Genomic DNA, 26730 nt, shown 5'->3' on the forward strand with positions numbered 1-26730 from the left:
AAATATTAAAGACTCAATAAAGCGCGGTTGTGGTGTTTACATCTCCGCCAGAAAGTTTAATAATATTAAACTAGGGGTAAACACACTTAAGCATCTACAGAGTTTACAAAACCTTTGCGATTTAATCTAAATATCCAATAAATAAACATGGCATCCCTCCCCCCAACTCCTAAGTTTGACTATCTCCAAGGAACCACCGAACCCGACAGATTTAACGCCTTGGATGGCAACGACATCATTTATGCCAACAGCGGAGACGACTATCTCGAAGGCGATGTCGGCAAAGACAAAATCTGCGGCGACCCCGGCAACGATACGATTCTGGGCGGTGCGGACAATGACATCCTTTGGGGAGGCAAGGGCAGCGACCTAATTGGTGGCGATTCCGGCAACGATATCATCTACGCGGGCGCAGGCAGCGATACCATGAGCGGCGGCACAGGCGATGATATATTTGCCATTGCTAAAGGCAACGGCGGCCCAACTGTAGCCACAGCGGACTACATCGCCGACTTCGGCAACGGCAATGACCAAATTCGATTGCTAAACGGCCTCACCTTTGAAGATTTAAACATCCAGCAAGGCACCGGTGCCAACAGCAACAGCACCGTAATTCAAGACAAACTCACGGGCGAGTATTTAGCAGTCTTGCAAGGAGTCAACAGCAACACAATCAACCGCGACCAATTCACAAATCAGCTATCGGCAAACTCAGTCATTGAGTGGAACGGAATCATACTGAATGCAGTGCGGACAGCCAGTACCGCACCTCCCCTCGCTTCCCGCAACATGGCAATGGTTCACGCAGCCATTTACGATGCTGTTAACTCTATCAGCAAAAAATACACCCCTTACCTCGTGGAAATAGACCCACCCGCAGGTACATCAGCAGAAGCAGCCACCGCCGCGGCCGCCCACCGCGTATTAGTCAACCTCTACCCAGCGCAAGCAGCCACATTTGACGAAGCATACGCATCGTCTCTAGCCAAAATTACCGACGGCAAAGCCAAACAAGACGGGATTGCCCTCGGACAGCAAGTTGCCGACCAAATTATCAGTTCGCGGAGTACAGACGGCATCACGAAAGTAGTGCAGTACACCCCCTCAACCGACCTTGGCAGTTGGGTGCCGACTCCCCCCGCCCTTGCCGCCGCGCTGGCGCCGGGGTGGCCCCAAGTTACTCCCTTTGCCATGACTAGCGGTTCTCAGTTCCGCCCGTCGGGCCCGCCCGCCCTTGACAGCGCCAAGTACGCAGACGAACTTAACTACGTCAAAGAAATGGGCAAAAGTGACAGCCTCACGCGCACCCCAGACCAAACAGTCATCGCCAAATTCTGGGCCAACGGCGCTGGGACGTTTACGCCTCCGGGCCACTGGAACCAAATCGCCGAAGAAACAGCGACTCTCAGCGGTCAATCCTTAGAAGATAGCGCCCGCTTGTTCGCCCTGCTGAATATTGCTCTTGCCGATGCAGCTATTAGCTGCTGGGATGCCAAGTACCAGTACAATTTATGGCGGCCGGTGACAGCTATCCGCCAAGCTGACGCAGACAACAATCCCGAAACGACAGCCGACCCCCTGTGGACTCCGCTGCTAACTACTCCGCCGTTCCCTGAGTACACGTCGGGCCACAGCACCTTTAGCGGTGCTGCTGATCCTGTTATGAGTTCTGTATTTGGTTCGGATTACGGCTTTGGAGATCGGGGAGACAGGAGTGTCAACACTTTGCGAACCTATGAAAACTTCACCCAAGCGGCCGATGAATCGGGCATGAGTCGCATTTACGGAGGCATTCATTTCATGAGTGCTAACGTGGATGGTTTGACTACAGGTAGAAAAGTGGGGAACCATGTTGTGCAGAATTTCTTAAAGGCTTAGGAAAGCTTTTTTGTGGGGTGGGGGCGGGTTTACGAGATTGTGGGTTTTAGGCAATTATTGTTGGTAAAACCCGCCCCTACAGGATGCAGGAGTTTTTACATTTTTCTTTCGGTTTATTCCAGTAGTTCTACAGTGCCGAGATACCCGTCTACTCGGACTTTTTGACCGTCTCGCAAGCGAGTTGTAGCTTCAGAAATATTCATGACTGCGGGAATTTTGTACTCGCGAGCGATTATTGCTCCGTGAGATAGTTGGCCGCCAACTTCGGCGATAATTGCTGTTGCTCCTAATAGCAGCGGTGCCCAACCTGCATCGGTGTAAGGAACTACTGCGATCGCATTTTCTCCTAAATCTGTGCTCGCGGTGCGGCAAATCTTGACAAAGCCTTCGACACGACCAATACTTGCGGGAATTCCCTGCATGATATTACTTGCGGATGTGGCAAGTTCGATCGACCTTTTCTGAGAATTTGGCAGCAAATTGCCGTAGACGACAGGGGGAATCGGACGATCGCGATCGGCTAAGAGGCGATCGCGCCTTTCCCTAATTGTATCCTTAAACGAAACACTCGCCCCGCTGCGAATCCACTGCTGAATTTCCCCAAATTCCAGATAAAAAATATCCCCGCTTTCCTCAAACACCTGCATTGCCAATCCGCAAGCTTCAATCTCCAAAAAAGTCCAGCGTAGATGAGCCAACAACCGCGCATAAATTTCGCTAATTTCGTTTTTGACGATCGCTCTTTCCTGACATTTATCTAGTCGCCACTTCTGCCCAAAAGTTAAGCCTAATTTCCGCTTTTTGACTAAATTAATTTCCGCTTTTTGAGCCATACTTATTAGCAGTTTTTGGTAAACTTCCGGTTGTTCTCGCCAAGTAGAAACAGCGATATCCGTTCCCACTTCGCTCAAATATCCGTAAATATCAAGCCACTTTTCAAACTCGGCTTGTAAAGCCGGAGTTTCAGAAAATGTCTGTGCTAAATGTGCGACTGAAAGAGTTTCGTCAGACTGCGAAACTGCAGCTTGCCGCAATTTTTGAGCCAACTGCTGTAAAGCTCGCACAGAAGCAATTTCAGGAGCGCTGTCATTGTCCAGCCATTCATCAGAAACGCGAAAAATTGCCTTGCGAATAGCCAGCCCGATCGGCCCTAATATATTGTAGTAAGTAATCGGTTTCAGCCACTCCTGAATTTGCTCGGCTCTCTCCAACAATTCCGACAAATATTGATAATCGGGCATTGGGCATTGGACATTAGGCATTAATATTTTTTCTTCGCTCGAACCTCTTCCTTCTTCCTTCTTTCCTCTTCCTTCTTCCTTCTCCAGACTTTGCAGTGCGGGGAGGAAAACAGAAGTGCGATCGCCTTTAAATTTTGCATTCAGCGCCCTCTCCCCCTGCACCAAACGCCACAAACCGGGCAAAGAAGGCAAAATTTTCCCTAAAGGCGGCTTGCCCATTTTTTGCCCTCTCAGCAAAAATTCCAAGCCCTGCTCCGGCAATCCCATCATCCGAAAAATTTCGCCCAACAAAGTCGCATTAAAATAGGCGTGAGAACCCAGCAAAGTTGCCGTTTCATTAAAGTTTAAGCCGATCGCGCGATCGCCCAAAACCAACTGAAAAATCTCTCCCCAAACCCCGCAAGTAAGCGGTCGATTAATCGACCAAGTTAGGGGGCGAATTGCACCGGGAATCACTTCTGCTGCAATAGTGCGCGTCCAAAAAGGCTGCAAATTAGTAATTGGGCGGCTTTGCAAAATCCAAACTTTTTCCCCGTCCCAACTCCATTCAATATCCTGCGGAATTCCGTGAAAAAATGCTTCGATGGCTTGCGCTTGATTCACCAATTTTGCTATAAGCGATTTATCAATAATTGAATTATTTTCAAATTCACTTAAACTTTCTTCTAATGATTCTGGTGTACTAAAATCTATTTCCAAATGAACCGGAGTAATTTGTCCGCCGACAACAGCTTCGGCTCCTCCCGGTAAAGCTTCAATAATAATCTGGGAACCGCCATCTAAAGGATTGCGGCTGAACATGACTCCCGCAAATTCGCTGTCAATATAAGGCTGAATTAATACAGCCATTTGGGTAGCGGGGAGTTGTCGCTGGCGGCGGTAAGCCACAGCTTCGGAAGTCCAATAAGACTGCCTGCAGCAATTAATTGCATCGATCAATTCTGCTTCAGTGAAAACAGGGCCAATAGTTTGATATTGTCCGGCGGCGGAACTGGTATCGCCATCTTCTCCCGCAGCCGAAGAACGCACAATCATTCGATTTTGGATTTTGGATTTTAGATTTTGGATTACAGAATTACTGATTAACAGTCGCTCGGCATTTTCCTCATCCCCTCTTCCTTCTTCCTTCTTCCCTCTTCCTTCTTCCTTCTTCCCTCTTCCTTCTTCCTTCGATGCCAATATAAAACCAGCAGGTACGTTAAAACCTGCGCGTTTCAGTTGAGACAATTTAGCAGCTTTATCGCCGCAGATTGCAGCATCTAACGAGTCATCAATAGAAAACAATTGTTCTGATTTAGATAAAGCCATATCATCACCCTGACTGAAATTAATTGCTGCTAACAACAAAGCTAACCCTGTTGCTGCTAAAAATTCAGGCATTGATTGTCGCCACACCCAAACCCAAATTGGCGTACACAGACACCCGCAACGGGAAGCAAAGAGTCTCGCCCGATCGCCCTCACCCCACCACCGCTGTGCCAAACCCCACGCCAGCAGCCCCCAAATGCCGGATGATACAGCCACTGGCGGCGAAAATACCAAAAGACCCCACACCGCGTTCGTCACGCCTCCACCTCGGGCGATCGCATATCTGCCCGCAACTAGAGGAATTAACAGGGCGATCGCGATCGCAGGTGCATCCGGGAAGCAAAATCGCCCCGCCAACACCGGCACAACACCCCGGGCAATTTCCGCCAACACCGCAGCAATTCCCGCTAATTTCCCCCCGTGAATGAAAGCTGCAGACACCCCCACATTCCCCGTGCCCAGCGCCCTCAAATCTCGGCGGCCAAACACTCGCACCGCCCATCCCGTTAGCGGTAAAGCACCCAGGCTGAAACTAGCAGTCAACAGCAATGCTATTGTCGGCAACGGCATAAAATCAGCTCTCCTATTTTCAAGCTCTAAACATTATGAGGGCAATTCTGTCAATTTTTCTGTCTTCCGATATATCAACCAAACGTCCTTAGCACTTAAGATAATGTAAAAGTAGAGTAGATAAGGATTTAGCCTAATGATAGGTATCAGCTTGACCACTCCCATAGCAGTTGTTGTTGCACCCATCCGGCGAGTAATGATTGAGCTGCTGATGCAGCAGCCAGTGCCGGAATCGAGTGTCAGCTTGAACATTCCAATAGCAGTTCTTGTTGTTGGCTTTATTGCCGCAACTACGATCGGCTCTGTCGCCTGGTATAACTCCAAGCGTCCCCCCGGTTGGGAAGCCAAAGAACGCCCTGATTTTGTACCCAAAGTTGATAAAGATGATTTGATTGCTGAGGTTTCTGATTCAAATAAAAAATAGAACAAAGCTGTTTGAGATCAAAAAAAGCTTTGAGAGGAGTAGAAATTACCCTTGCATATCTATCCGGTAGGGTGCGCCTCGGCGCGCCTTACGCTGCTATATATAAAAGCTTTGAGTGAACAGTTTTAATAGACAGAAAGCACTAATGTCAATAAAGCGATCGCTCATCCCGCGATCGATCCCTTTATTGACCTTGATGGAAGAGCTCATTAGATAGATTTAATCATAGAAATTTCTACCTTGACTATAGCTTTAGAGTTATCAGGAGATTCAGACTCTTTTGGGAAGTGGCCTTTGAGACATCTCACCACCTATTCGTAAATTTGGCTGCTAAGGCGATCGCCCCAAAGATTATTTTCCCGTTTAATGTCATAAGTTTGTTTTTTCGACGTATGGGCGATCGCTCTAAACCAATGCGGCTGCTTGAGGCTGTGACTCTGTTTCTACGCCTAATTCCGTCCGCTTCAAAACCAACAAAGTGATGTCATCAAATACTTTTTGATTGCCGATATGTCGCCGCACATCGTCAATCACCGCTTGCTTGATTTCTTGTGCCGATAAATGCCAGTTTTTGCTAATAACTTCGCACATCGGCTCAACGCCATATTGTTTTTTCTTAATGTCATAAGCTTCGGGAATACCATCGGTATATAGGACTATACCCTCTCCTAGCTCTAGCTCAATTGAAATCTGACTGATGAACTCAGCAATGTCATCCTCAAGAGCGATGGGAAAGCCTAAATCCATCGTGTCGATACGTTCAACCTGTCCACCGTTTCGCACAATGATTGTTTCTTCATGCTGACCGCTAATGCTCACCCGTCCTTGGGAGTAATTTAAAATCGCTAGGGTGAGGCTTTTCTCAGATTTCATGCGCTGCACGTTTTTGTAAAGGGTGCGATTGAGCGCATCTAAGAACCGAACCGGATCAGTTTCGCGGATTTCCTTGAGGGTGCGAACGGCGGTTTGCGCCATCAGCATCAAGATACCGCTTTCAAGTCCATGTCCAGTGACATCACCGATGCCAAGAGTGACAACGCCATCGGTGTTTAAAACATCATAGTAGTCGCCGCCGACTTCATCGGCAGCCTCCATGTATGCGGCAATATCGAGTCCTTCAATTTTCAGTTCCTCAGCATTTGGCAGAATCATTTGCTGCATTTGACGCACGATATCCAATTCCGTACCCATGCGGAGATTGTCTTCCTTGAGTCTCTCGTTGAGGGCAATGATTTCGTCGTTGGCACTTGCTAGTTCTGCCGTGCGTTCTTTGACTTTATCCTCGAGTGTTTCAAACAATTCCTTCAGTTGCCCTGCCATGCTGTTGAAGGAGTTTCCCAACTTATCAAGTTCAACGAGGCGACTGTGTTTAACGTGTTGCTCCAAATTGCCATCTGCCATGTCTTCTGAGGCTTGGGTAATCCGCTCAATGGGGCGGGTAATCCAACGAGCGGTGAGAATACCGATCAGGAGCGCCATCATCAACGCTACCAGACACAACCCTATTGTGCTACGAGTATTAGCATTGATTTGACCCATGAAGTCGGATTCTGGAACTACAGTCACGATTAGCCAGTTCAACCCAAACTGGTCTTGCCAAGGATGAACAAGGACAAAGTGAAGTTGTCCTTGAATTTGAAAGCTCAACGTTTGCCTTTCTCTAATTCGCTGAAAATTACTAAACCGATTTTTTATAGTTTGAGCAGTCCTTTGAATTAACGGATCATTAATCTCTAAGGCACTAAACCGTTGTGTCTTACCATTTACTTTGGCAAAAGAGGGTTGAGAACTAGAATTGGCGATTAACTGGCCATCTCGTTCCATGACAAAGACTCGCCCTGATGAGCTAACGTTTAACCCGCGCAAAAAGTTCGTAATATTTGATAGTTGTAAATCAACCCCAATCACCCCACGTAATTTGCCGTTTTTTGCATAAAAGGGACGCACTGCCTCTACAGCAAGGAAGTTGATTGGGTCAAGAGAGTACACCGAAGTCCAGGTTGGTTTACCTGCTTTAGCCGCCTGAATAAACCATGCGGGTGCCACCTGGTCGGGTGCCACCTTCTTGGCATTAATCCGTCGTAGCACTTTACCCCGATCGCCCTGCTTGTTCACGGCATAGGTAGCTAAATCTCCGTTTGTTCTTGCAGAGACTTCCTCAATGATGACTCCTTCCCCTGGAATGTATTTGCCAGCCCCAATAAAGCGTCCATCTACTAACCCATATGAGATATATCCAACATTATTAAAGGCTTGCACCTGCTTCCAAAAATAACGTCCCACCCGGTCAAAGTTTTCTATATTGAGTAATCCTGTCTCGATTGCATCAATATTGATCTGATTAATTTGATGAGGTATGGAAAGATAGTCCTTTAGTTGCTGATCGGTTCGGTTGCTCACCTCAGTCATCAACTGGTTGGCAAGATCAGTTACGGCTTGTTGTCCGTTGCACAATGAAAGATAGCCGACTAATCCAACTGCTGCAACAATTTGCAGGATAAAGGGTACTATGAGGGCAGTGTGGAGGCGGAATTTAAGGGAGCTGTTATTCATAAAAGATTTGGCGGGGATAGCGGTTAACTAAGAATAATTCACCCTTTCAGTATCGCTTCCAGTTGTTGTGGCGTTATTAGGAGTTTCTACTTATTGCTTCACAAGTCGCAGTGTAATATCATCACTGGCTGAGCGGGACAAAAACTGCGTTTTAAGCCCTAACAAACCCTAAACTCGCTTTCATATGAAGCTGTAGATGTCCCTGTTTTCTTGCACCCAGCAGATTTGTGAGATTCGCTCTCAGCATTATTTTACGCACAATTTGCCTTGCACTATACAACTTTTTAGGCTACATCTGAAAAATTTTTCCCTCGCAAGCGACACCAATCTGTCGGGAGAGACCGGGCAAAACTTCTGATATAGAAAGATTCAATAACACCCTGATGCCAATGATATCTCGCTATTGTAAGAAAAACTGGGTCATTTTATAAAAAGCTTTCCAATCATGTGGGAGCTATCTGGTATTTTATTCCTCATTACAATGCTTCTTTACGCCTAAAAGTGTTTAGGGTCTTTCCTGGCTCTGTAAAATAATCATAAAATTTAAGTTTGGTAACGAAACTTTCGTTGGCATCTTCAGCTAATTCACTCGGAACAAATGTCGAGTTTAGCACGGTTAGTCGCTGGACTCGCTCACGAAATTAACAACCCAGTCAGTTTAATTTATGGTAAAATAGTTCATATTGCTCAATATGTTTTAAATTTATTCAACCTGATTAAAATTTACCATAAATACTGTGGGAATTCGGTGCCGAAATCCCAGAAAATGTAAAATATATTGCTGTTCATCATATCAAAGAAGCGTAAATCCTGTAGAGCAGATAGCAGCTCTACAAGCGTTTATCTAGTTTAAATAAATTATATTATTTATGTAGGGGCTAATTTCAGACAGCCCCTACACCATTTTTGGTTCTGCTTGCTTATTTTTGCAGCGGATTGAGTTTCGTAACCGAGCTTTCCTTGGCATCTTCAGCGCTATCTTTGAGGAAACCAGAAGCATCCTTAAAGGCGGCGCCTACTCTCTCTAAAATTTTGGCATCGGGATCGCTGCGGTCGAATACGGTTTGAGCCTTAGCCGGCTGTCCGTCTGGCGAGTCTAACAGAGTTTTATCTCCGCCGAGTTCGAGGTCGAACTTGTCAGTTTCCATCGGTGCAGAACCCGGATAAAGCAGCTTTGAGGAATTAGATTCCCCGGTAGTCGCGGCCAGGAGACGATCGCCCACGATCGACAAATCAGCCCTATTCTTTTCTGCTTTAGCAGGCGATTGATTGACTTTAGGGTCGGTAGACATTTGATAATTCGTGTATCCATCTCCACCGCCCTTGTGGGGGTTATTCATTCCTCCCATTTGAACGGGAGGATTCTCAGGCCGAGCACCTCGAACATCGCCCGAATTGCAAGCGGTGCTGGTAAACAGCAGCACACCTGCCATCAATACAGTCAAAAATTGACCGATACGCAGTCTTTTAAAAAAAGCAGTTACTGTGTTCACAAAATTTTTCCAATTCTTTACTACTACTTGTCAAGAGTAAAAATAAACTGCTCATACCTGCCTCTAACGGCGGTGATATTTTGCCGCATCTTGCTATCAATTTTTTTATAACCTTAGAGGGATTTAAAAAGTGCGATTGCCTTCGAGAGATTATTTTTGGTAAGTAAGTCGATGCGAAAGTTTATAACTATGTAACAAAAGATTAAGTGGAGCGCTCGGAGCTAAATTTAATGCGTTTTGTAGGGTAGTTTCCTTTTTTTCCTCTAGCTTCTACCCCATTAATTACGGCATAAGCCAGCTCTAATTCATCCTCAAACATTTGTCCTGCTAGCTCGTCTTTTTTGATATGTTGCCACTCCAATTCTATCGGATTCATTTCTGAACAATATTTGGGTAAAAATAAGATATATAGACCCTGGCTTTCCCACTTCGACCATAATTGTTGAACTTCATGACATCGATGTATTGGGCCATTATCCTGTACTATTACTCTCATTCGTTTACTCTGACTGGCTTCCTGTGCTTCGGATTCCATCATTCTGATATAAGCTTTTCGATCGACACCCCCAATTACCAAACCGTAAACAAAGCTTAATCCATGTTGAAAAAGTCCTACAATACTTAATCTCCGACCACGCCTCTTCGTTTGTTCTAGCCGTTTTTGCTGTCCTCGTTTGTAATAAGTGTAACTAGGTTCGCTCCACGCACAAAATCCTGATTCATCTAAATATTTTAAGTCAATTTCTCCCGCAGCAGCAGCCCATTCCACCATATCTAGGTCTGCTTGTTTGATTTGGCGTACTGCACTTTCTTGTTTTCCTTTGTGGCTCTTCCTCGCTCGTTTCCAAATAAACCCTTTTTTTTTAGTATTCGTCTTAATCGATCCGGACTTAGTTTAATAGAACGCTCTTTTTCTAATTTCTGAGCTAGTTGAACACTATTGTATGTACGTGGTTCGTTTTTGAGGCATTCTTCTAAGAACTCTATGTCTTCTTCTTTCCATTTCGGTTTTCCCCCTCTACCTGGTAATTCCCAAAGCCCTTCCAGGCCTAGTTTTTGCCATTTATGTAAAACCTCTCTCACTGTTTGTGGAGTCCAATTAAAGTGAGCCGCTATTTTTTCAACGTACCAGCCATGTGCATTTAATCTAATTACTTCTGCTCGATCTTTGACTTTTTGTGGTACATCCGCCGTTCTCAGCTCGAATAGGATTTTGTCTTGCTTTTGAGTGAGAAATACCCTTAATCTAGCGCCCATATATTGAGTTACCTCAGTAGATGTATTCTCTGTATTTACTTATTTTAACATAGTTAGGTTTTTTCGCGTCGCCTTACTTATGACTAACACGCCGATATCTAGAAACCCGGTAAAAAAATCGGGTTTCTAGATAAAGTTCGGTTGAGAAACTCGCGTACCAGACGGAGAAGAAAAGGGGGGAGGTAGTTTCAAAGCGTAGTCTTCGGCTGCGTGCGTTCCAATAATTGCTCACAAAAGCTTTTTTGTTTTTGACCACGCCTAAAAACGGATACTTGCGCACTACTCCTGTCGTGGAGTTATAAAAATCTTAGACTCTTGTTCAAGCACCTAGATTCATCTGTGGAGTAAACCTAACATCTAAAATCTCAAATCCACTGACGCACCCTACCAGCTAATAACCTCAGAACCCTACTGCTACTCTGGGAACTTTTCGACTTTCGCTTCAGCTTGCAAAGTCAGCACCCCAGCTTCCACATTTAGCTGCTGAATTCGCAGGGACATTCCCTCCAGTTCAAAATTTCGCAAGTTTAAAACTTCACCAGCTTTGTCGGCCAAAGCTGCTGTTAACTCCGGCGAAAATTCCTTGTTTTCGGGATACTCGACATCCTGAAGAGAAATTGCCCAACCGCCCTCTGCGATCTGAGGTTTGGATGTAAAATAAATTTTTTCCGTGGAGGCAGTTTCCCGCACCAATACCTCAGCATTTAAAGCTATTTTTCCGGCTAGCAATTGGCACTCAATAGTTTTAACGTCTATTGTCTGCTGTTGTCCGTCAACAGTAACTTTTAAGTTTTTCAGTTTCCTGCTGATGTATTCGGAATTAAAAGCGCGGTTGATATCGCTTTCTGTTAAAACTGCGCGTGCCGAACCGAAGGCAGGGCCGTTCAGTTCAATTTTGCCAAACATAGCGGTCAGGGGATTGACAGCAATATCCTTTATGTGAATTTGCAAATCTTCCACGCGCAAATCTTGTTGCATTACCAACCCTGTGCCCTCAACCGCAACGGCCTCTACTGAACCCTGGGCTAGCTGGATCGGATCGGTGTTAACTGTCACAGACAAAGTTTCGGATTCGTCTAATTTGCTCGAAATAGCAATCTCGGCCACTTTGTCGATCGCCTGTTCCCCTAAACTTCTATTTTGTTGAAGCACGCTCAGAATTCCTAATAATTATTGTTTTAAAAATAGTAGTTAATACTTAATTGAGTTAGCGTCTTCCTCTCGGCAGGTTTCGCGTCTGAAAAAAACTCAGCCAAAGACAGAGGGTTTCCACAAAATTACTAAAATTAGTGAGCTGCTCTTCGGTGCACTCTACATGGACTCGGTGGCGAAGCGGTGAAAAATCAAAAACTCGGATTTTTGCCAAAAGTATTTTCTAGAAGTTCGATCGCCCGCTACAATAAGTAAGAGCCGGCACCGCTTTTTGCAATGAATTCAGAATCAACTCTCGCTAGACTACAAGCTACACTTCCCGACGGAAAACTGCCTTCTAGCTACGGGGTATACTTCAAAAACACCCTAGTAGCCCTATGTCACGCCCTAGAAGACCACATTTTGCAAACCAGTGGCGGGGACAAGAGCGAACTCCAACCCTTAGTTTTGGTAACGTTTCAGCAGGGTAAATGGTATTTACAGGAAGCCGATCGCTACCTAGATATTGCTAATGCCTCTCGGCGCGTTGTCATCGCTGCGGTAGCCGACAGCGGTTTCGCTACCCACAAAACTGGTCAATTAGAAAATGTATCTTTAATAAATCTCGATGAGAGCGACCCCATCATCCAAGAATGGAATTTAATCATTCTCGCCCCGACATACAAAGCAATGGTGCTTTGCCGTGAACTTTCAGACCAGGAATACTTGCCCGAGGGCAAGCCAGAAGTAGATACAGAACGAAAGTTCTACGGTTTGTGGTCGTTTGACCAGTCTTTGGTGTCGGCTGCTGCTGAAATTTTTATAGAACAGACGCGACATTACAACTCTCCCCTGGCCGACAGTTTGCTGGAAATGCACCACGAAATCCTGGCAACTAAAGGCCCGCCCTTGGCCGACATTAGTGGCGTGGTATCGCGGATCGTCACTTACCTGCAAAGTTCTCAGCAGCAAATGGTAGCAATTAACCGCCAAACCCGCGAGTTGTGGGAATTGGAAGGTCAAGCTTTGCGCGTCAGCCGCAATTTGAACGCTAACAAACTTCAAGCTTTTCTGCGGATGGCGCAGCGCGTGGACGAACGCGATACCTCAAATCCTACAGCGTCTTTGCAGGTGGCGGCTTTGTCGGAAACTTTGGGTCAACTGCTGGATTTGCCGGCTTTGCAGTTGCGGAGGCTGCGGCTGGCTGGATTGCTATTTCGAGTCGGCTTAATTTCGGCCCCGAATGAGGTGTTCGATCGCACCCCCGATCAATTCGACCCAGCAACTTTCTCATTTTGGCGCGATCGCAGTTTCATCGGTTCCCAACTGCTGCAAGCAATGCCGGAACTAGCACCTGTGGCGGAAATTGTCAAGCACCAACTCGAATATTGGGACGGCAGCGGCAGGCCAGAGGGTTTGCGAGCCGAAACCATACCCGTTGCTTCGCGGATTTTGGGGTTGGTCGCTGATTTTCAAGAATTGACTCAACCGCGTGGCGATCGTCCGGCTTTGAGTTTGAGCGAAGCTTTGGAAGAGTGCCGGGAACTGTCGGGCACTCGCTTCGATCCGGCTTTGGTGGAAACTCTCAGCAACGTCGTCAGACTGGCAGAAATGGGTTTGATGGAGTTACCGAACCGCCCGAGCCAACTGCCTAACGTATGGTTGGAGGATTTGGGCGATCGAACAACCGCGACCGCTCCGGCATTATAAAATAACTCGACTGTTGACTGTTGACTGTTGACTGTTGACAGTTGACTGTTAACCAACAACTGACAACAAACAACTGACTAATGACTAATGACTAATGACCTCGAAGCCATACGCAAAGGCAAAATTTTGATGTTGGCCGGCACTGATTTAGCCGGCAAAGACTTAGCGGGAGCCGATCTCGCCGGTGCTAACTTGTCTCAAGCCAACTTGAGTGGAGCTAATCTCGCCGGCGCTAACTTGCAGCGGGCAGTATTGCGAGCCAACCTCCGAGGCGCTGACTTGAGCGGCGCTGACTTGCGAGGCGCAGATTTTCGCAATGCCGATTTGCGGGGAGCTTCCTTCGCTAACGCTTTAGTCCGCGACGCAAGTTTTGGGGGTGCTTTTTTGACGGGGGCATCTATCGGCAATTTGGATTTGAGCGGTGTCGATTTTCGCGGCGCCGATTTGCGGGGCGCTGCTTTGGCTCGGGCAATTTTGCTTGGTGCCGATTTGAGCAATGCCAATTTGTCCGGCGCAGATTTGTCGGGAGCTGACTTGGAAGAAGCGATCCTGAATGGAGCCGTACTGCGCGGCGCTAACCTGACGGGGGCTAATTTGCTTTGCGCTACGATCGAACAAACCGTTTGGGATGGAGCGTTGCTCGATCGCGCTTGTCTCCAAGGCACCCCCCTGAGCCGTTAAATTTCAACAATGTTGTTTTGAAGACAGACAAAAAACAAGATCTGCTTATGAGGTGAATAAGCACAAGCGATTTTTACATTTCTTAATATGGGGTTATAATGGCGACTGTAGACGAGCAAACGAATAAATGGTAGCAGCTTTGTTTAGCGGTACATCCTTTCAAGGTCAAAGTGGCGATCGCCTTGTTAGTAAAGTAGCAGGAGCTGCGATCGCAGCCTTATTCAAGCGTTCTGAAAAGGCCGAGGCCAACATCCGAGTCGAACCAGTAGCCAAACTCTTGCAGGGAAGCATCGACGGTTTCGACTTCGTTGGCAAAGGTATGTTGATGTACAACGGCCTTCGCATAGAAGTGATGGAACTCTACCTGCAAGCACTCTCCATTGATTTTGGAGCGATTTTTGCAGGTCAAGTGAAATTACGGCAGCCTACCCAGGCAAATATGCGAGTAGTCTTAAGTCGATCGGATTTAACCACCTCATTCAATACACCTTTTGTAGTTGAAAAACTCCAGAAGCTGAAGTATCAAGAGCAATCTCTGCACTTTCAAAACACTGAAGTCAGCTTCGGAGCCGACAAATCCATTCGGCTTCAGTCCGAAATTACCGTAGGCGATGCCAGCGAACCCGTCAAAATAGATATTACAGCTCAATTGCAAGTAGAAGACCGACGCAAAATCCAATTTGTCAGCGTTACTTACGGCGGTGACGGGCAAGCAATAGACTTGGGTCAAGCTATAATTGCCCACGTAAATAACTTGCTAGACTTAGACAAATTTGCCTTAGAAGGCACTCAACTGCGAGTAGACCGCTGCCGAGTTCAGAACGACGAGCTGGTTTTCTACGGTTGGGCTGGTATCGAACAGTTCCCCAAGGGCAAGCGCTAAACCTCAGCCTGCTGAGGTGGCCAAATGAAATTTGTTTGAGGAATTTTATAGCTTAACAACAAAACCCGCCCAGGCGGGTTTTGCTATTTTAGCGACAGTTTTTAAGCGGTGGCGCTGCTAGGGTAAGGTCGCGCTATAGCCTTATAGCCTTTGTGACAAAAATTGGGTACACCGAAATCGGTCTTGCCAAGCTTCTTAAGTGTGATTTCATACCTCATATAGCCAAGAAATGCTATTTCCGGCGTATTTACAGAACTAAGTTGTCGCGCATTTAATTAATCAACTACTGCGTACTTAAACTCTTGTGGGGTGGCCACTCCTAGCGCACCCTCAAGCTTAAATTTAAATGCAAAATAGTTGATTCACTGGGATTCTATTCTCGCCTCAAAATCAGCACTCAGGTTGATGCGATCGCATAAATTACCTTGATAAAGTTAGAGCGTCCTCAACCCAGAAACCGGGTTTGAAGGACTAACTTCTCTGGTAAAGGGCGATCGCCAGGATTGGAACAACCCGGTTGATGAGAGTCGCGGGGGCGTAAGTCCTATAGAAAATAAATAACCCCAAAAGAGGAAAAATGTTCGGATTTTATTTATTTTGTATCTACATCGCAGTCTTGTCCGTGTTTGCTGGACCAAGCACCCGCAGGCCCGAGAAATGGTGGGTAGAAATTGTCACAGATCTGCCTCACTGTACCTACTATTTTGGCCCCTTTGACACCGACAAAGAAGCCTCCAGCAATATTCCGGGCTACGTCGAAGACCTCGAAAGCGAGGGAGCCAAAAGACTTAGCATCCGCATCAAACGGTGTCAGCCTTCGGAACTCACGATTTGCGATAGTGAATTCTCAGAGGGTATCGCGGCTTAAGAATTTTGATAGTGCAGACGCCAGAAACCGGGTTTTTTGACTAAAATACTCCTTCTATCACGAGGGGTATCTGTTAAATAACCCGGTTTCTGAGCGTCAAGAGTGCCTAAGTTTTGTTTGAGTTTTCAATTACCTCAAGCCTCAACAATAATATTAAGCACGATCTTGTCCTAGTCCTTAATCTGCGGACTTTGTAATTGTAGTGGTGGCTTAAAAGTCGGCATCTCCTCCACCAAAATGCAGATTTTAGCCAGCATTAACGGCCAAAAATAATCGGGGCCAAATCAGCACTGAGGACGAGTCGAGCGCTCCGGTTGGGTTGATAAATTGAGACTACTAAAAACTACTTAAGTCTTCTCAGAGGTAAATATGTTTGAAATCTCTATGTTGGGTATGTTTTTCACGGCTTTTTGGGTGCTAGCTCAACCTGCTAGCAGCACTCGACGCGACGAATGGTGGGTAGAAGTGGATACAGATTCGCCAAAGGGTACCTATTACTTTGGGCCCTATGACAGCAGACAGGAAGCTTCTGACAGATCGACCGGCTACATCCGAGATCTGGAGAACAAAGGAGCTAAAAAAATTACCATCAACCTCAAACAAGGTAGCCAACCTACTCAGCTAAGAGCTAGCGAAGAGTCTTGAGAAGGTTGGAAACTGCCAATTACGGCCGAAGAAAAGTTGATTTATTAACAGGGTTTTTTTCAAATGAGATCGCGCTTGCATACATTAGGGACACAACAATGCTGTGTCCCGAGGAAATAGTGAAGAAAGAATCTTGATTTGCGTCCGAGAAATGCACGCTTTTTCAAAGCATCATCTGATTGAGATTACTGCGAGGATTAAAAGTACGATTTGCTTGGATTTTCTCGTAGGACTCGCGTTCGATAGAGGTGAGTTCTTTCGGCGGCACGATCGCAATTTTTACCAACAAATCAGTCCGCTCGTTTTTCTTGGGTTTCGGCCATCCTTTGCCCCGCAACCGCAAAGACTGACCCGAACGAATCCCGGCTGGAACTTTCACAGTGATCGTTCCTTCAGGCACCGGCACTTCAATTGAAGCTCCCAACACCGCTTCGTCTGGAGTTATCGGTACTTCGCAGACCAAATTTTCTCCCTCAAACTGGAAGAAAGCATGAGGCAAAACTTCTAATTTTAGATACAAATCTCCCTGCTGCTTCGTGTATGGGTCAACTTGCCCTTTGCCTTTTATCCTAATTTTGCTGCCGGTTTTCACTCCTGCTGGAATCGAAACTTCGCCCGTGGCGACTCGCTTGGAAGTTCCCCGAAATGCTTCCCCCAGAGTCAAGGAAATGGCGACCTCGGTGTCGAGAGAGGTTCCTGCGCTGCGGTTTTCGTACCCCGCGAAATCTTCAAATCCGCCAAAACCTGCGGGCCCGCCGCTGCTAGTGCGGTAGTTACTGTAATTCCACTTGGCGTTGCGGCCACTAGCCGGATTACTACCTGCACGGCCTAGCAAGGCATTGATAAATTCGTCAAAACTGCCGTACTCGCTGAAGTCAACCCCACCAAAGTCTACATTTGTAGTGCCCCCGCCCGGCCATCCCCCTGGAGTTGTGGCAGCTTGCTTCCAGTATTGACCGTATTGGTCGTATTTTTTGCGTTTTTCAGGGTCTGAGAGCACTTCGTAAGCTTCGTTTACTTCTTTAAAACGAGCTTCGGCGTCTTTGTTGCCGGGGTTCATGTCCGGGTGATATTTGCGGGCTAGTTTGCGAAAAGTTTTTTTAATTTCGTCAGAACTGGCAGTTTTGTTGAGTCCCAAAATAGCGTAATAGTCTTTAAAATCCGTTGCAGCCATTAAGCAATCCCCTCTTTATTAGTTGTTATTTGTTAGTTGTTAGTTGTTAGAAAGAATAAATCCCAAATTAGCCGCAGGATGGCGCATTAGTATAATGCCAGGAGCCGAAGTGCCTGCGGCATCTCATTCAAATTATAGGTTATCAAAGGTTTGGACTCGATCTAGTTCGGTTGTTGCTTGCGGGACGATCGCAATTTCCGCACTCCGCTGCTGTTTAAGATTTTATATCATTCGGCTCTCTCGTGCTGAAGGGAGCCGGAGCCGCCGCCTCTAGAAATGCTTTTGGCATTCGACAGCAAAAACAATGCTTTCATTAATTAAGAACGTCCTTACCCTATAGGCCGTTGCTATACCTGTGAGCTTTGAGACGGTAAAAATCCTGCGGCGAAAACTTTTGGGGAGTTATGAGGCAAAGGGGGTTCGGGAGGCGGCAGCCCTGTTAAGGTGAGGCGGAGAAAGCTGCTGCTGTTGCGGGCGCGAGTCCAGGAGGGTTGACTGGCGCGGACTAGCGATTTTTTTTTGCTCTTTTTTTCCGGGGCGCGGTGCGATGGCTACGCCCCGGCTTACGCCTACGAACTTCTCGATATGAGCTTTATCACCCAATCCAAATCTTAACAGGTTTTCATCTGCAAGTCCGGTCAAATCGGGTTTCTGAATTGTGACTATATAATACCCTAAATTGCGCCGTTCTTGCACAAAATTTCTAGATATTTTTTATTCACCCCAGATCCGTGCTATAGAATTTTATTTTTACAACCTCTGAAGAGATTTAATTCAAAGTAATATAACATAATTTCTCCTGTGTCTGTTAGCTACATCACACACTTTTATAAAACATTAAGATAGGATAGTAGAACAATAAGCTTTTAACGCTACTAGGGTGCTAACATTATGAATTATTTGCTAAGTTGGCCTTGCGGCTGCTGCGACGATTGGAAAGATAGTTCCGAGAGTTGTGTTGTACTCAGAAACGGGCAGCGCATTTGTCAGTCGTGCTACGAGCGAAAATACAAGAATCAGAAGCTATTCGCCAGACGCAGGCGAGCGGACATATCTGTATCGCGGCAGACAGTAACAGAGACTGTCGCTTATTAATAATGCACTAGCCTTTGAATAAAGCCAAGTATTTCGACCACCTCGCATCAGCGGTGGGAATTAATAATCAACAAAAAAAAGAATTAATTTTGTCATCAGTCATCAGTCATCGGTCATTGGTGATCTGTCACTAATTTACTTATTTATCATCAGTTACTGGCTGAGAGGTAACAGATTTTAACTGAAAAAACTAATGACTGACGACTAATGACTAATGACTAATAACTAAATGATAGTTCCATCAGGAATCGTGGCATTTTTCAGGACTACGATAATGCCGCTGCGGATGTAAAAACCTTGGTTTTCGCGGTTGGCTTCTTCCACTCGGTCTTTATTAATTAATTGAACATTGCGGCCGATGCGGGCATTTTTATCCACAATCGCGCGGCGAATTGTAGTATCTGCACCGATACCGAGGGCGACGCCGCCGTTGTCCAAACTCGAATGCCGTTCGGCGTCGGGTTCGTAGAAGTCAGCACCCAGGACCAGAGTGTCTTGAATCGTACATCCAGCTTCAATGCGCGATCGAACTCCCAACACAGAATGGTCGATCCGGCACTCTTTGAGAATGCAGCCTTCAGCAATAATCGATTCAGTCACATGAGTATTTAAAAGCTTAGTCGGCGGCAAGAAACGCGGGCGAGTGTAAATCGGCGCCTTTTCATCGTAGAAACTGAAAGGCGGCTGAGGCTGTTTTGTCAGAGCCAAGTTAGCCTCGTAAAAAGCCTCAATGGTTCCGATATCTTCCCAGTAATCGTCAAACAAATAAGCTTGAACGTTGTGGTCTTTTGAAGAATTCGGAATTATCTCTTTACCAAAATCAGTTTGGTTTGGAGATTCTTTCAGGAGTTTAATCAGAACTTCTCTTTTGAAGACGTAAATCCCCATCGAAGCAATGTAAGGACTTTCCTGAGCCTGCTGCGCTGTCAGTCCCAGTTTAGTAGTATCCACCTGCATTTGTTTGAGCGCATCGCCTTTTGGCTTTTCGCTGAAAGAAACAATGCGACCGCTGTCATCGATTTTCATCAAACCAAAATCCGAGGCCCGCTTCTCGTCCATTGGCAAAACCGAGAGGGTGATATCGGCGTTGGTTTCGCGGTGTCTCTGCACAAACTTCTGGTAGTCCATGCGGTAGAGGTGGTCGCCAGAGAGAATCAAGTATTCATCAACGTCCCACTGTTCTAGCAGCGAGAGATATTGGCGAACTGCGTCGGCTGTCCCTTGAAACCAGTTGGGGTTTTCCTGAGTTTGCTGGGCGGCGAGTACCTCGACAAATCCCTCGGTGAAGCCCGAAAACTGGTAGGTGCGAGAGATGTGACGGTTGAGGGATGCCGAGTTGAATTGGGTGAGGACGTAGATTTTGACTATTTCCGAGTTGATGCAGTTGCTGACAGGAATATCGATGAGGCGATATTTGCCTGCGAGGGGAACAGCGGGTTTGGCTCGCAGTTTGGTTAGGGGGTAAAGGCGGGTGCCCACACCGCCACCGAGGATGATGGCTAAAACTTTTTTCAAGGAACTTTCTCCCTAAGGTCGATTAACTCTCCAAGTACAGTGTCGGACGGTGAGGGCTTCTTGACAAGGGGGGGGAGCAAGGAAGTTTTGAGTTTTAAGTTATGAGTTGAGTCGCTTACCCACAAACCGGGTTGTTTAATCCAAATGCTTCTTCAAACCCTCAATAAGAGTTAAAAAACCCGGTTTAGAAGAGTTGGAGTGTTTCCGGGGCTGGAGTTATGGCTTTTGAGTTGTGAGTTAAAATACCCCTCACTCAATAATGAATATTTAAAAAACTTGGGAGTTGTCTGTTAAAATACCCCTCAATCAATAAGGGCAGTTTAACAAAAGAATAAGGTTCTGGGTTTTGGCTGTTAATAACAAGTTTTGTGGGTAAATTCCCCGTTTTGGCAATTTATCGCTCCCGGCTCATGGCCCTGTTGTTCTTTTTCAAGGCAGGTCGCGATCGCACCGCCACGCCCGCAGACTCTCTGTTTGGGCCCAAAGTGCGCTTTGGTTCTGCTTGAATTTGATCCGGTTTTTTTTGCGGGCGTTCCTGTTATCTGAGTTTGTCCGACTCCACAGCACTCAGGAAGCGCGGCCCATCGGGACGATAAATTTCTAGGTAGAGTCAGTTTTCAGTCTTAGATTGACTGCAAATTTGTGTAATATTTTACAATTTGTCGATCGACAAAATTGGATAAAAGGTCTATTCTCTACCAAAAGCTAGATCCCCTACAAACCTCTGCTACTGTAGCCTAACCCCTAAAAGCTAGAAAAAATGTATGGAAATTCAAACGCCGGACTGGGTTAAACACGCGGTATTCTACCAAATATTCCCCGATCGCTTCGCCAAAAGCAAACAGCCCCGCAAACGCCTGCTGCAAAACTTCAAGTGGGAAGAATGGCACGAAATCCCCACCTTGCAAGGCTACAAAGGCGGCGACTTGTGGGGCGTGATGGAACAACTAGATTACTTGCAAGACATAGGCATTAACGCAATTTACTTCACCCCCATATTTCAGTCGGCCAGCAATCACCGCTACCACACCCACGACTACTATCAAGTCGATCCGATGTTGGGCGGCAATCCAGCTTTTAAAGAGCTTCTAGACGCCGCCCACGATCGCAACATCAAAGTTGTCCTCGACGGCGTATTCAACCACGCTAGCCGCGGCTTTTTCTTCTTTCACGACATCCTCGAAAACGGCCCCGGTTCTCCTTGGCTCGATTGGTTTAAAATTGAAGGCTGGCCGCTATCTGCCTACGACGGCAATTTTCCTGCTAATTATGCTGGTTGGGACGGGAATCGAGCCCTTCCTGTATTCAATCACGACAATCCAGAAGTGCAAGAATACATCATGGAAATCGCCGAATACTGGATTAAATTCGGCATCGACGGCTGGCGGCTGGACGTTCCTTTTGAAATTAAAACCCCGGGATTTTGGCAGGAATTTCGAGAACGAGTTAAAGCAATTAATCCCGAAGCTTACATTGTCGGCGAAGTTTGGGAAGATGCGAGAGAATGGCTCGACGGTACTCAGTTTGACGGGGTGATGAATTATCTTTTTGCTGCCCCGACTATTGCTTTTGCAGCGGGAGACAGGGTAGATTTAGCTCAACTGGAAGGTCGTTCTTATTACCCCTATCCGGCACTTTTGGCTAAAGAGTACGGCGACAAAATTCAGCACGTTTTGGAATTATATCCTTGGGAAATACAGCTAACTCAACTCAACTTGTTAGCCAGTCACGATACAGCTAGGTTGCTGTCAATTGCTGGAGGCGATAAAGCTAGCGTCGAACTCGCTAATTTGCTGCTGTTAACTTTTCCTGGAGCTCCTAGCATTTACTACGGCGATGAAGTTGGTTTGCCCGGTGCTCTCGATCCCGATTCTCGCCGTGGTTTTCCCTTAGAAGCTGACTGGGAACTTGATGTTTTAGATTATCACAAGCAGTTGATAGCTTTGCGGCACAAATACGCTGCCCTCCGTACTGGATCGTACCAAATTCTTTTTGCTGAGGGACCGGTTTACGTTTTTGCCCGAATTTTGGGGGATGAGGAAATAGTTGTTGCTGTCAATGTCGCGACCGAAGCAGCTAATATTAGCTTTGAGCCAGCTAATTTGAAATCTCCTCACGATAAATTGCTGTATGGAAAAGGCGAGTTTGTTTGGAAAGGTGACGGGGAAACTCGGCAGTTAGAATTGATGCTGCCGGCACGCTCTGGCTTGATTTTAGGTTCGGATAATTAGTTTAAAATGTAGGGTAATCTGCTCCCTGTACGCCTACATTTATAGCAGTAAGGTGCGCGCCTACATTTATAGCAGTAAGGTGCGCGCCTACATTTATTGGTGATTTGCCCCGCCTATTCTAAATTTAGAAGAATTTATTATAGGCATCAGGTGCGCCTAGCGCACCCGAAATTTATCAGCGAAAATCAAACTTTTATTCTCCTGCAACCATTGCTGGTAGTAGCACCGAATCAATGATATGAATGACGCCATTGTCGGCAAGAATATCTGAAGTGAGAACTTTAGCATCATTCACTTTAATGCCGTCAGAAGTATCAATTCCCACCACAGAACCTTCTACTGTTTCAGCAGAACTTAACTCAAGCAAATTCTCAGTTAGTACCTCGCCAAACAGAATGTGATAAGTCAGAATTTTCTTGAGTTTGGGTATGTCTTCCAGCCAAGACGTAATAGTGTTGGTAGGAATTTTGGCGAATGCCTCGTCAGTTGGTGCTAAGACGGTGTAGGGGCCCGGACTTTGCAATAAATCTAACAAACCAGCCGCTTCAATAACAGTCACGAGGGTTTTGAAAGAGCCGGCATTGGTGGCAGTCTCGACAATATCTGGCATGATGTTTTTCAGGAGTGCAAATAGCAGAAAATAAATCTGGGGCGACGATCATTTTAGCAATTTACAAATAGCAGAAAATGAATCCGAGGGATGATGATTATTTTACTCATTCTAAGTTATTTGGGTTGCCGGCCCTGATGGCTCGGCGCGATCGACCTTTTTGGCTTATACTTGGCTCGCCTCCTCCCCCTTGCGGAAAAACTGCTTTAAAATCTCTCCGGGTTCTCTGTCCCAGGTGTCGATATGTTCGTAAATTAAGCCGTCTTTATCCAATTTATAAGTAGAGTAGCCGTTAAAAAAAATCCGAGCTTTCCAGGGAACCCGCAGTGTCCCGCGAACAGTCCAATTTGCCACAATAGTATCATGGGCTGTCTGACCTACGTCGTGCAGGTCGAAGTAAATCTCGTTAAAGAATAGCTGCCCGTGAAATCGCAGAGTCCAAAAGATAATGCGATAGTTGATTTTTCCTTTAAATTTGTTAACAGGGTCTTGAAAATAAACATCTTTTGTGTAGATGTCGTAGGAGATGTCTTTCTCAAACAGCGTCGGGAGATCCGCTTTCAGGGTGTCTACTGCTTGTTCTACCTGCATTTGATATTCGATCGCGCTCAAACTACCACCTTGTGACAGTATTAATTTATAACTTTAAATGAATAATCTCGATAGGCAGCGGGATGAGAAAAAAATTGATACTTCATCCAGCTCTAATCTTACCTCTAATTATATTGTTCGCGCCGGCCTTTCTGCTGGCCCGGACTTGCGACATCGAAACCTTGGCACAGATTTGACAGAACACCCCCACTCCTCTGACATTCTCGCACAAATCAACAGCGGTAAGCTGTTGGTGGTAGATAGCCGTCGCCGGAACGGCCTAATTTTGATTAAACGTTTCCACGCGGAGTTTGCCGGGCCTGGGGCTGCCGTTGGGGGCGCTTTTGAGGTTGACTCTCAGCAGGCGATTCCCGTGGGCGATTTTTGTTTGGTTGGCCCTCAATCTCCCGAAGAAATACAGAAAGCTTTTGGAATTCGACGGCAGTGGGTGCGGTTAATGGAACAGTTAACGGCAAAGCCGGCAGCTTTGGAACGCGCACAAATGGTTTTAACTCAGTTTGAACAATATTTGGATTCGGAAACGGTGGCACAAATTCCCGATGAAGCTTTGGCACTTTTAGTAGGCGTATTTCCCCAAACCATTCGGGCGGCACGGCAAGGAAATGATCGGGTATAAATTGGTGTAGATACCTTATGCTGAGATCGCGCTGCTACAAGCTCCACTCGGCATTCTGCAAAACGACTCGATAGCCATCTGGGTCTTCAAAGGTCACTCCATCTTTGTCCCAGTAGGGATTGTAGGAGTTTACAGGCTCAAATCCCATTGCTTTCATTCGCTCAACAACCTGCTGCCATTCTTGTTGGTTAGGAAGGTAAAAGACGATAAGATTGTCTTGAGTTGGAGCGCCACCTACAATATGTCCCCGTTGATGGATGAATTCAAAGTGGTGGCTTTCTCCTGGCATCCCAACCATTACTCCGTCAAAACCTTCATGATTTTCAAAACTATCGAGGATTTGCAGTCCTAAACCCTCTGTGTAAAAATGAACAACTCGATCGAGGTAATCCGTTGGACGAGCAACCCGTAAAACTTTTCCTTGAAGCATATATATCTTCTCCCAAGTTATTTTTGTGTCAAACAGAAACTGGAGACCGAATATTATGAGTTGTCAAAAATTTCTCCTATTCGATCGACCGTTCGCTGATTTTCCTCCGGGCTACCCACCGTAATTCGCAAACCTCCTCCAGTATGCCTAATTAAAGTACCTCCCTGTTTTAGCTGCTGCATGATTTGTTTGTGTTCCTGTTCGGCAGATTCGCCCTCGCCGGCTTTCACCCGCAGGTAAACGAAGTTAGCCGCACTCTGCCAAACTTGCAATTTTTGATGCTGAGTTAGCGCTGCAATTAATTTGGCTCTTTCTGATAGAGTTTCGGGAATGGTTGCTAGCAATAACTGCCGCTGTGCTAACGCTAACTCGGCTGCAGTTTGCGAGAAACTGGGGAGGTTGTAGGGGAGGCGGATTTTTTCTAAGGCGGCTGTGAGTTCGGGATGGGCGATCGCATATCCGACTCTCATTGACGCTAATCTAAATGCTTTGGAAAATGTCCGCAAAATTATCCAATTCGGGTGTTGGTGCAATTGGTCGGCTAAAGTATTGTGGCTAAATTCAAAATAAGCTTCGTCTATTACTACTAATATCTCTTCGGGTAAAGTTGACAACCATTCTATTTCATCTGATGTCAAAGCATTGGCTGTGGGGGAATTGGGATGAACAACAAAGACGGCGCGCACGGGGGGATTTTGATTTTGGTCGATCGCCCTTTTAGCAGCCTCGATATCGATTTCAAAATTCTCCTCTTTCCGCTGAGCACTCACAACGGGAATCCCGAGGGTTTGGGCGATTATTCCATACATCGAAAAGGTAGGATTCGCTACCAAAATAGAGCCTTGCCCGCCTAAACAAGTAGCTATTAAGAGCGATCGAATGAGTTCGTCGGAACCGTTGCCCACAGAAATATTGTCGGCTGTAATGGCGGTTGTTGGCAGTGTAACCCCCCCTAGGCGGGGGATTGTGATTGATTCATTGACGTATTGGGCGAGATCCTCTTTGAGCGCTGCGTGGCCTCCGTCGGGATAGCGATTTGTCTCAATTAACTGCTGGTAAGTCCAAGCTAGCTTTTTTTTTAATTCCTCTGGCAAGTCGTAGGGGCATTCATTGGTATCGAGGCGATCGATCGCACTTTTCGAGTGCGCTGGTTCTCCTGATGTGCCGCCCGGATGGGGAGTGTATGCGGTAAGTTCGGCTAAATCTTTTCGGATAAAGGGAAGCATGGTATAATTTACGACTTTTTATTTTAGATAATCTGCTTAGAAGCATCTGAACTTAGCATAGAGCTTGTTCTATCTCGAAAGCAAGAGGAGAGGGGGGATTTAGTTTCTGTCGATCGATTGATGCGTCGGCTGTGGCAAATTGATTATTTTGATAAAGTAACTGTTGATATTTGGAAACCGAGTATGAAAGTCAAGCCTTCCGATATATCTAAAAATGCCGCTGCTACCCTCATAGCTTTGAGTTTGGCTGTTCTCCCTTCAGCTATGCCTGCCTCCGCTCAAACTAACTCAGCTCCGGCACAGAACAATACTGATTCTAATTCTAATGGAGTTGTTCTAGACAGAACTCCCCTTCAAGAAAGCAAGGAAGACAACAATCATTGGGGTGCTTTGGGTTTGTTGGGCATCTTGGGTTTGGCGAATCTGTTTCGCAAGGATGAACCCAAACGCTACCGCGATCCGATGGGCGAATAATTGTTTAAACGGCGATCGCTCGATCACAAAAGGCAGAAACCAGAAGCAAGTTTTAGCGCGACTCAAAACTCTTTGCCTTGCCCGAGAAAGTGATTGTCGTTTGAT

23 protein-coding genes are annotated in these 26730 nt (G+C 46.3%); 11 read left to right on the forward strand and 12 right to left on the reverse strand.

Annotation, left to right across the window (positions count from 1 at the left end; genetic code table 11):
* The first annotated feature begins 147 nt into the window (after positions 1–147).
* Positions 148–1878, forward strand: coding sequence for a chemotaxis protein CheB (locus QUB33_RS04400; RefSeq protein WP_333347759.1), 1731 nt, complete (start codon positions 148–150; stop codon positions 1876–1878).
* A gap of 113 nt (positions 1879–1991) precedes the next feature.
* Here QUB33_RS04400 and QUB33_RS04405 read toward each other — a convergent pair whose 3' ends face one another.
* On the reverse strand, positions 1992–4997 hold the full coding sequence (locus tag QUB33_RS04405) for a glycerol-3-phosphate acyltransferase (protein ID WP_333347763.1): 3006 nt from the start codon (positions 4995–4997) through the stop codon (positions 1992–1994).
* Between the two features lie 211 nt (positions 4998–5208).
* On the opposite strand from QUB33_RS04405, the gene psb35 reads away from it, so the two are divergent.
* Positions 5209–5421, forward strand: a complete 213-nt coding sequence (gene psb35 / locus QUB33_RS04410; protein WP_333347902.1) for a photosystem II assembly protein Psb35 — start codon at positions 5209–5211, stop codon at positions 5419–5421.
* A 405-nt stretch (positions 5422–5826) separates the two neighbouring features.
* Here psb35 and QUB33_RS04415 read toward each other — a convergent pair whose 3' ends face one another.
* The 4 genes from QUB33_RS04415 to QUB33_RS04430 all read right to left on the reverse strand — a co-directional run bounded on the left by QUB33_RS04415 (position 5827) and on the right by QUB33_RS04430 (position 11876).
* Positions 5827–7974, reverse strand: coding sequence for a SpoIIE family protein phosphatase (locus QUB33_RS04415; protein WP_333347766.1), 2148 nt, complete (start codon positions 7972–7974; stop codon positions 5827–5829).
* 920 nt (positions 7975–8894) lie between these two features.
* On the reverse strand, positions 8895–9467 hold the full coding sequence (locus tag QUB33_RS04420; RefSeq protein ID WP_333347769.1) for a DUF6658 family protein: 573 nt from the start codon (positions 9465–9467) through the stop codon (positions 8895–8897).
* 202 nt (positions 9468–9669) lie between these two features.
* Positions 9670–10724 (reverse strand): IS630 family transposase gene (locus QUB33_RS04425; RefSeq protein ID WP_333347773.1). Its coding sequence is split into 2 segments (ribosomal slippage): positions 9670–10329 and positions 10332–10724, totalling 1053 coding nucleotides; the frame shifts between segments, so codons are not numbered across the junction.
* Positions 10725–11138: 414 nt separating this feature from the next.
* Positions 11139–11876, reverse strand: coding sequence for a DUF2993 domain-containing protein (locus QUB33_RS04430; protein WP_333347776.1), 738 nt, complete (start codon positions 11874–11876; stop codon positions 11139–11141).
* Positions 11877–12152: 276 nt separating this feature from the next.
* Here QUB33_RS04430 and QUB33_RS04435 point away from each other — a divergent pair, with 276 nt between their 5' ends.
* From QUB33_RS04435 to QUB33_RS04455, 5 genes are all read left to right on the forward strand, one after another.
* Positions 12153–13565, forward strand: a complete 1413-nt coding sequence (locus QUB33_RS04435) for an HD domain-containing phosphohydrolase (protein WP_333347779.1) — start codon at positions 12153–12155, stop codon at positions 13563–13565.
* Positions 13566–13652: 87 nt separating this feature from the next.
* A complete protein-coding gene (locus tag QUB33_RS04440) occupies positions 13653–14246 on the forward strand; it encodes a pentapeptide repeat-containing protein (RefSeq protein WP_333347781.1) in 594 nt (197 codons plus the stop codon).
* Positions 14247–14373: 127 nt separating this feature from the next.
* Positions 14374–15129: an LmeA family phospholipid-binding protein gene (locus QUB33_RS04445; RefSeq protein ID WP_006635225.1), complete on the forward strand. Its 756-nt coding sequence runs from the start codon at positions 14374–14376 to the stop codon at positions 15127–15129.
* A gap of 577 nt (positions 15130–15706) precedes the next feature.
* Positions 15707–15997, forward strand: a complete 291-nt coding sequence (locus QUB33_RS04450) for a DUF1816 domain-containing protein (protein ID WP_006635224.1) — start codon at positions 15707–15709, stop codon at positions 15995–15997.
* Between the two features lie 369 nt (positions 15998–16366).
* Positions 16367–16642, forward strand: coding sequence for a DUF1816 domain-containing protein (locus tag QUB33_RS04455; protein WP_333035734.1), 276 nt, complete (start codon positions 16367–16369; stop codon positions 16640–16642).
* A 163-nt stretch (positions 16643–16805) separates the two neighbouring features.
* Here QUB33_RS04455 and QUB33_RS04460 read toward each other — a convergent pair whose 3' ends face one another.
* Positions 16806–17816: a J domain-containing protein gene (locus QUB33_RS04460; protein ID WP_333347786.1), complete on the reverse strand. Its 1011-nt coding sequence runs from the start codon at positions 17814–17816 to the stop codon at positions 16806–16808.
* Between the two features lie 402 nt (positions 17817–18218).
* Positions 18219–18512, reverse strand: a complete 294-nt coding sequence (locus tag QUB33_RS04465) for a hypothetical protein (RefSeq protein WP_333347788.1) — start codon at positions 18510–18512, stop codon at positions 18219–18221.
* A gap of 195 nt (positions 18513–18707) precedes the next feature.
* Here QUB33_RS04465 and QUB33_RS04470 point away from each other — a divergent pair, with 195 nt between their 5' ends.
* A complete protein-coding gene (locus tag QUB33_RS04470) occupies positions 18708–18911 on the forward strand; it encodes a hypothetical protein (protein WP_333347791.1) in 204 nt (67 codons plus the stop codon).
* 225 nt (positions 18912–19136) lie between these two features.
* On the opposite strand, the gene QUB33_RS04475 is transcribed toward QUB33_RS04470, so the two are convergent.
* Positions 19137–20426, reverse strand: coding sequence for a glucose-1-phosphate adenylyltransferase (locus QUB33_RS04475; protein WP_190732340.1), 1290 nt, complete (start codon positions 20424–20426; stop codon positions 19137–19139).
* A gap of 764 nt (positions 20427–21190) precedes the next feature.
* Between QUB33_RS04475 and QUB33_RS04480 the strand changes: the two genes are divergently transcribed.
* Complete coding sequence (locus QUB33_RS04480) at positions 21191–22657, forward strand: glycoside hydrolase family 13 protein (RefSeq protein ID WP_333347795.1); 1467 nt, start codon at positions 21191–21193, stop codon at positions 22655–22657.
* 193 nt (positions 22658–22850) lie between these two features.
* Here the strand turns inward: QUB33_RS04480 and QUB33_RS04485 are convergent, their stop codons facing one another.
* Together QUB33_RS04485 and QUB33_RS04490 are read right to left on the reverse strand one after the other, a co-directional pair.
* The gene (locus QUB33_RS04485; RefSeq protein WP_333215488.1) at positions 22851–23267 is read right to left on the reverse strand and encodes a fasciclin domain-containing protein; all 417 of its coding nucleotides are present in this window, start codon (positions 23265–23267) and stop codon (positions 22851–22853) included.
* A gap of 165 nt (positions 23268–23432) precedes the next feature.
* Complete coding sequence (locus QUB33_RS04490) at positions 23433–23858, reverse strand: DUF2358 domain-containing protein (RefSeq protein WP_333347904.1); 426 nt, start codon at positions 23856–23858, stop codon at positions 23433–23435.
* A 58-nt stretch (positions 23859–23916) separates the two neighbouring features.
* Between QUB33_RS04490 and QUB33_RS04495 the strand changes: the two genes are divergently transcribed.
* Positions 23917–24495, forward strand: a complete 579-nt coding sequence (locus tag QUB33_RS04495; RefSeq protein ID WP_333347798.1) for a hypothetical protein — start codon at positions 23917–23919, stop codon at positions 24493–24495.
* Between the two features lie 34 nt (positions 24496–24529).
* Here the strand turns inward: QUB33_RS04495 and QUB33_RS04500 are convergent, their stop codons facing one another.
* Both QUB33_RS04500 and QUB33_RS04505 read right to left on the reverse strand, forming a co-directional pair.
* The gene (locus QUB33_RS04500; protein ID WP_333347800.1) at positions 24530–24925 is read right to left on the reverse strand and encodes a VOC family protein; all 396 of its coding nucleotides are present in this window, start codon (positions 24923–24925) and stop codon (positions 24530–24532) included.
* A 53-nt stretch (positions 24926–24978) separates the two neighbouring features.
* Positions 24979–26151, reverse strand: a complete 1173-nt coding sequence (locus tag QUB33_RS04505; RefSeq protein ID WP_333347803.1) for a histidinol-phosphate transaminase — start codon at positions 26149–26151, stop codon at positions 24979–24981.
* A gap of 183 nt (positions 26152–26334) precedes the next feature.
* On the opposite strand from QUB33_RS04505, the gene QUB33_RS04510 reads away from it, so the two are divergent.
* A complete protein-coding gene (locus QUB33_RS04510) occupies positions 26335–26625 on the forward strand; it encodes a WGxxGxxG family protein (RefSeq protein ID WP_333347806.1) in 291 nt (96 codons plus the stop codon).
* Positions 26626–26730 lie beyond the last annotated feature (105 nt).

The sequence above is a fragment of the Microcoleus sp. B3-A4 genome, assembly GCF_036705385.1.
Taxonomy (GTDB): Bacteria; Cyanobacteriota; Cyanobacteriia; order Cyanobacteriales; family Microcoleaceae; genus Microcoleus.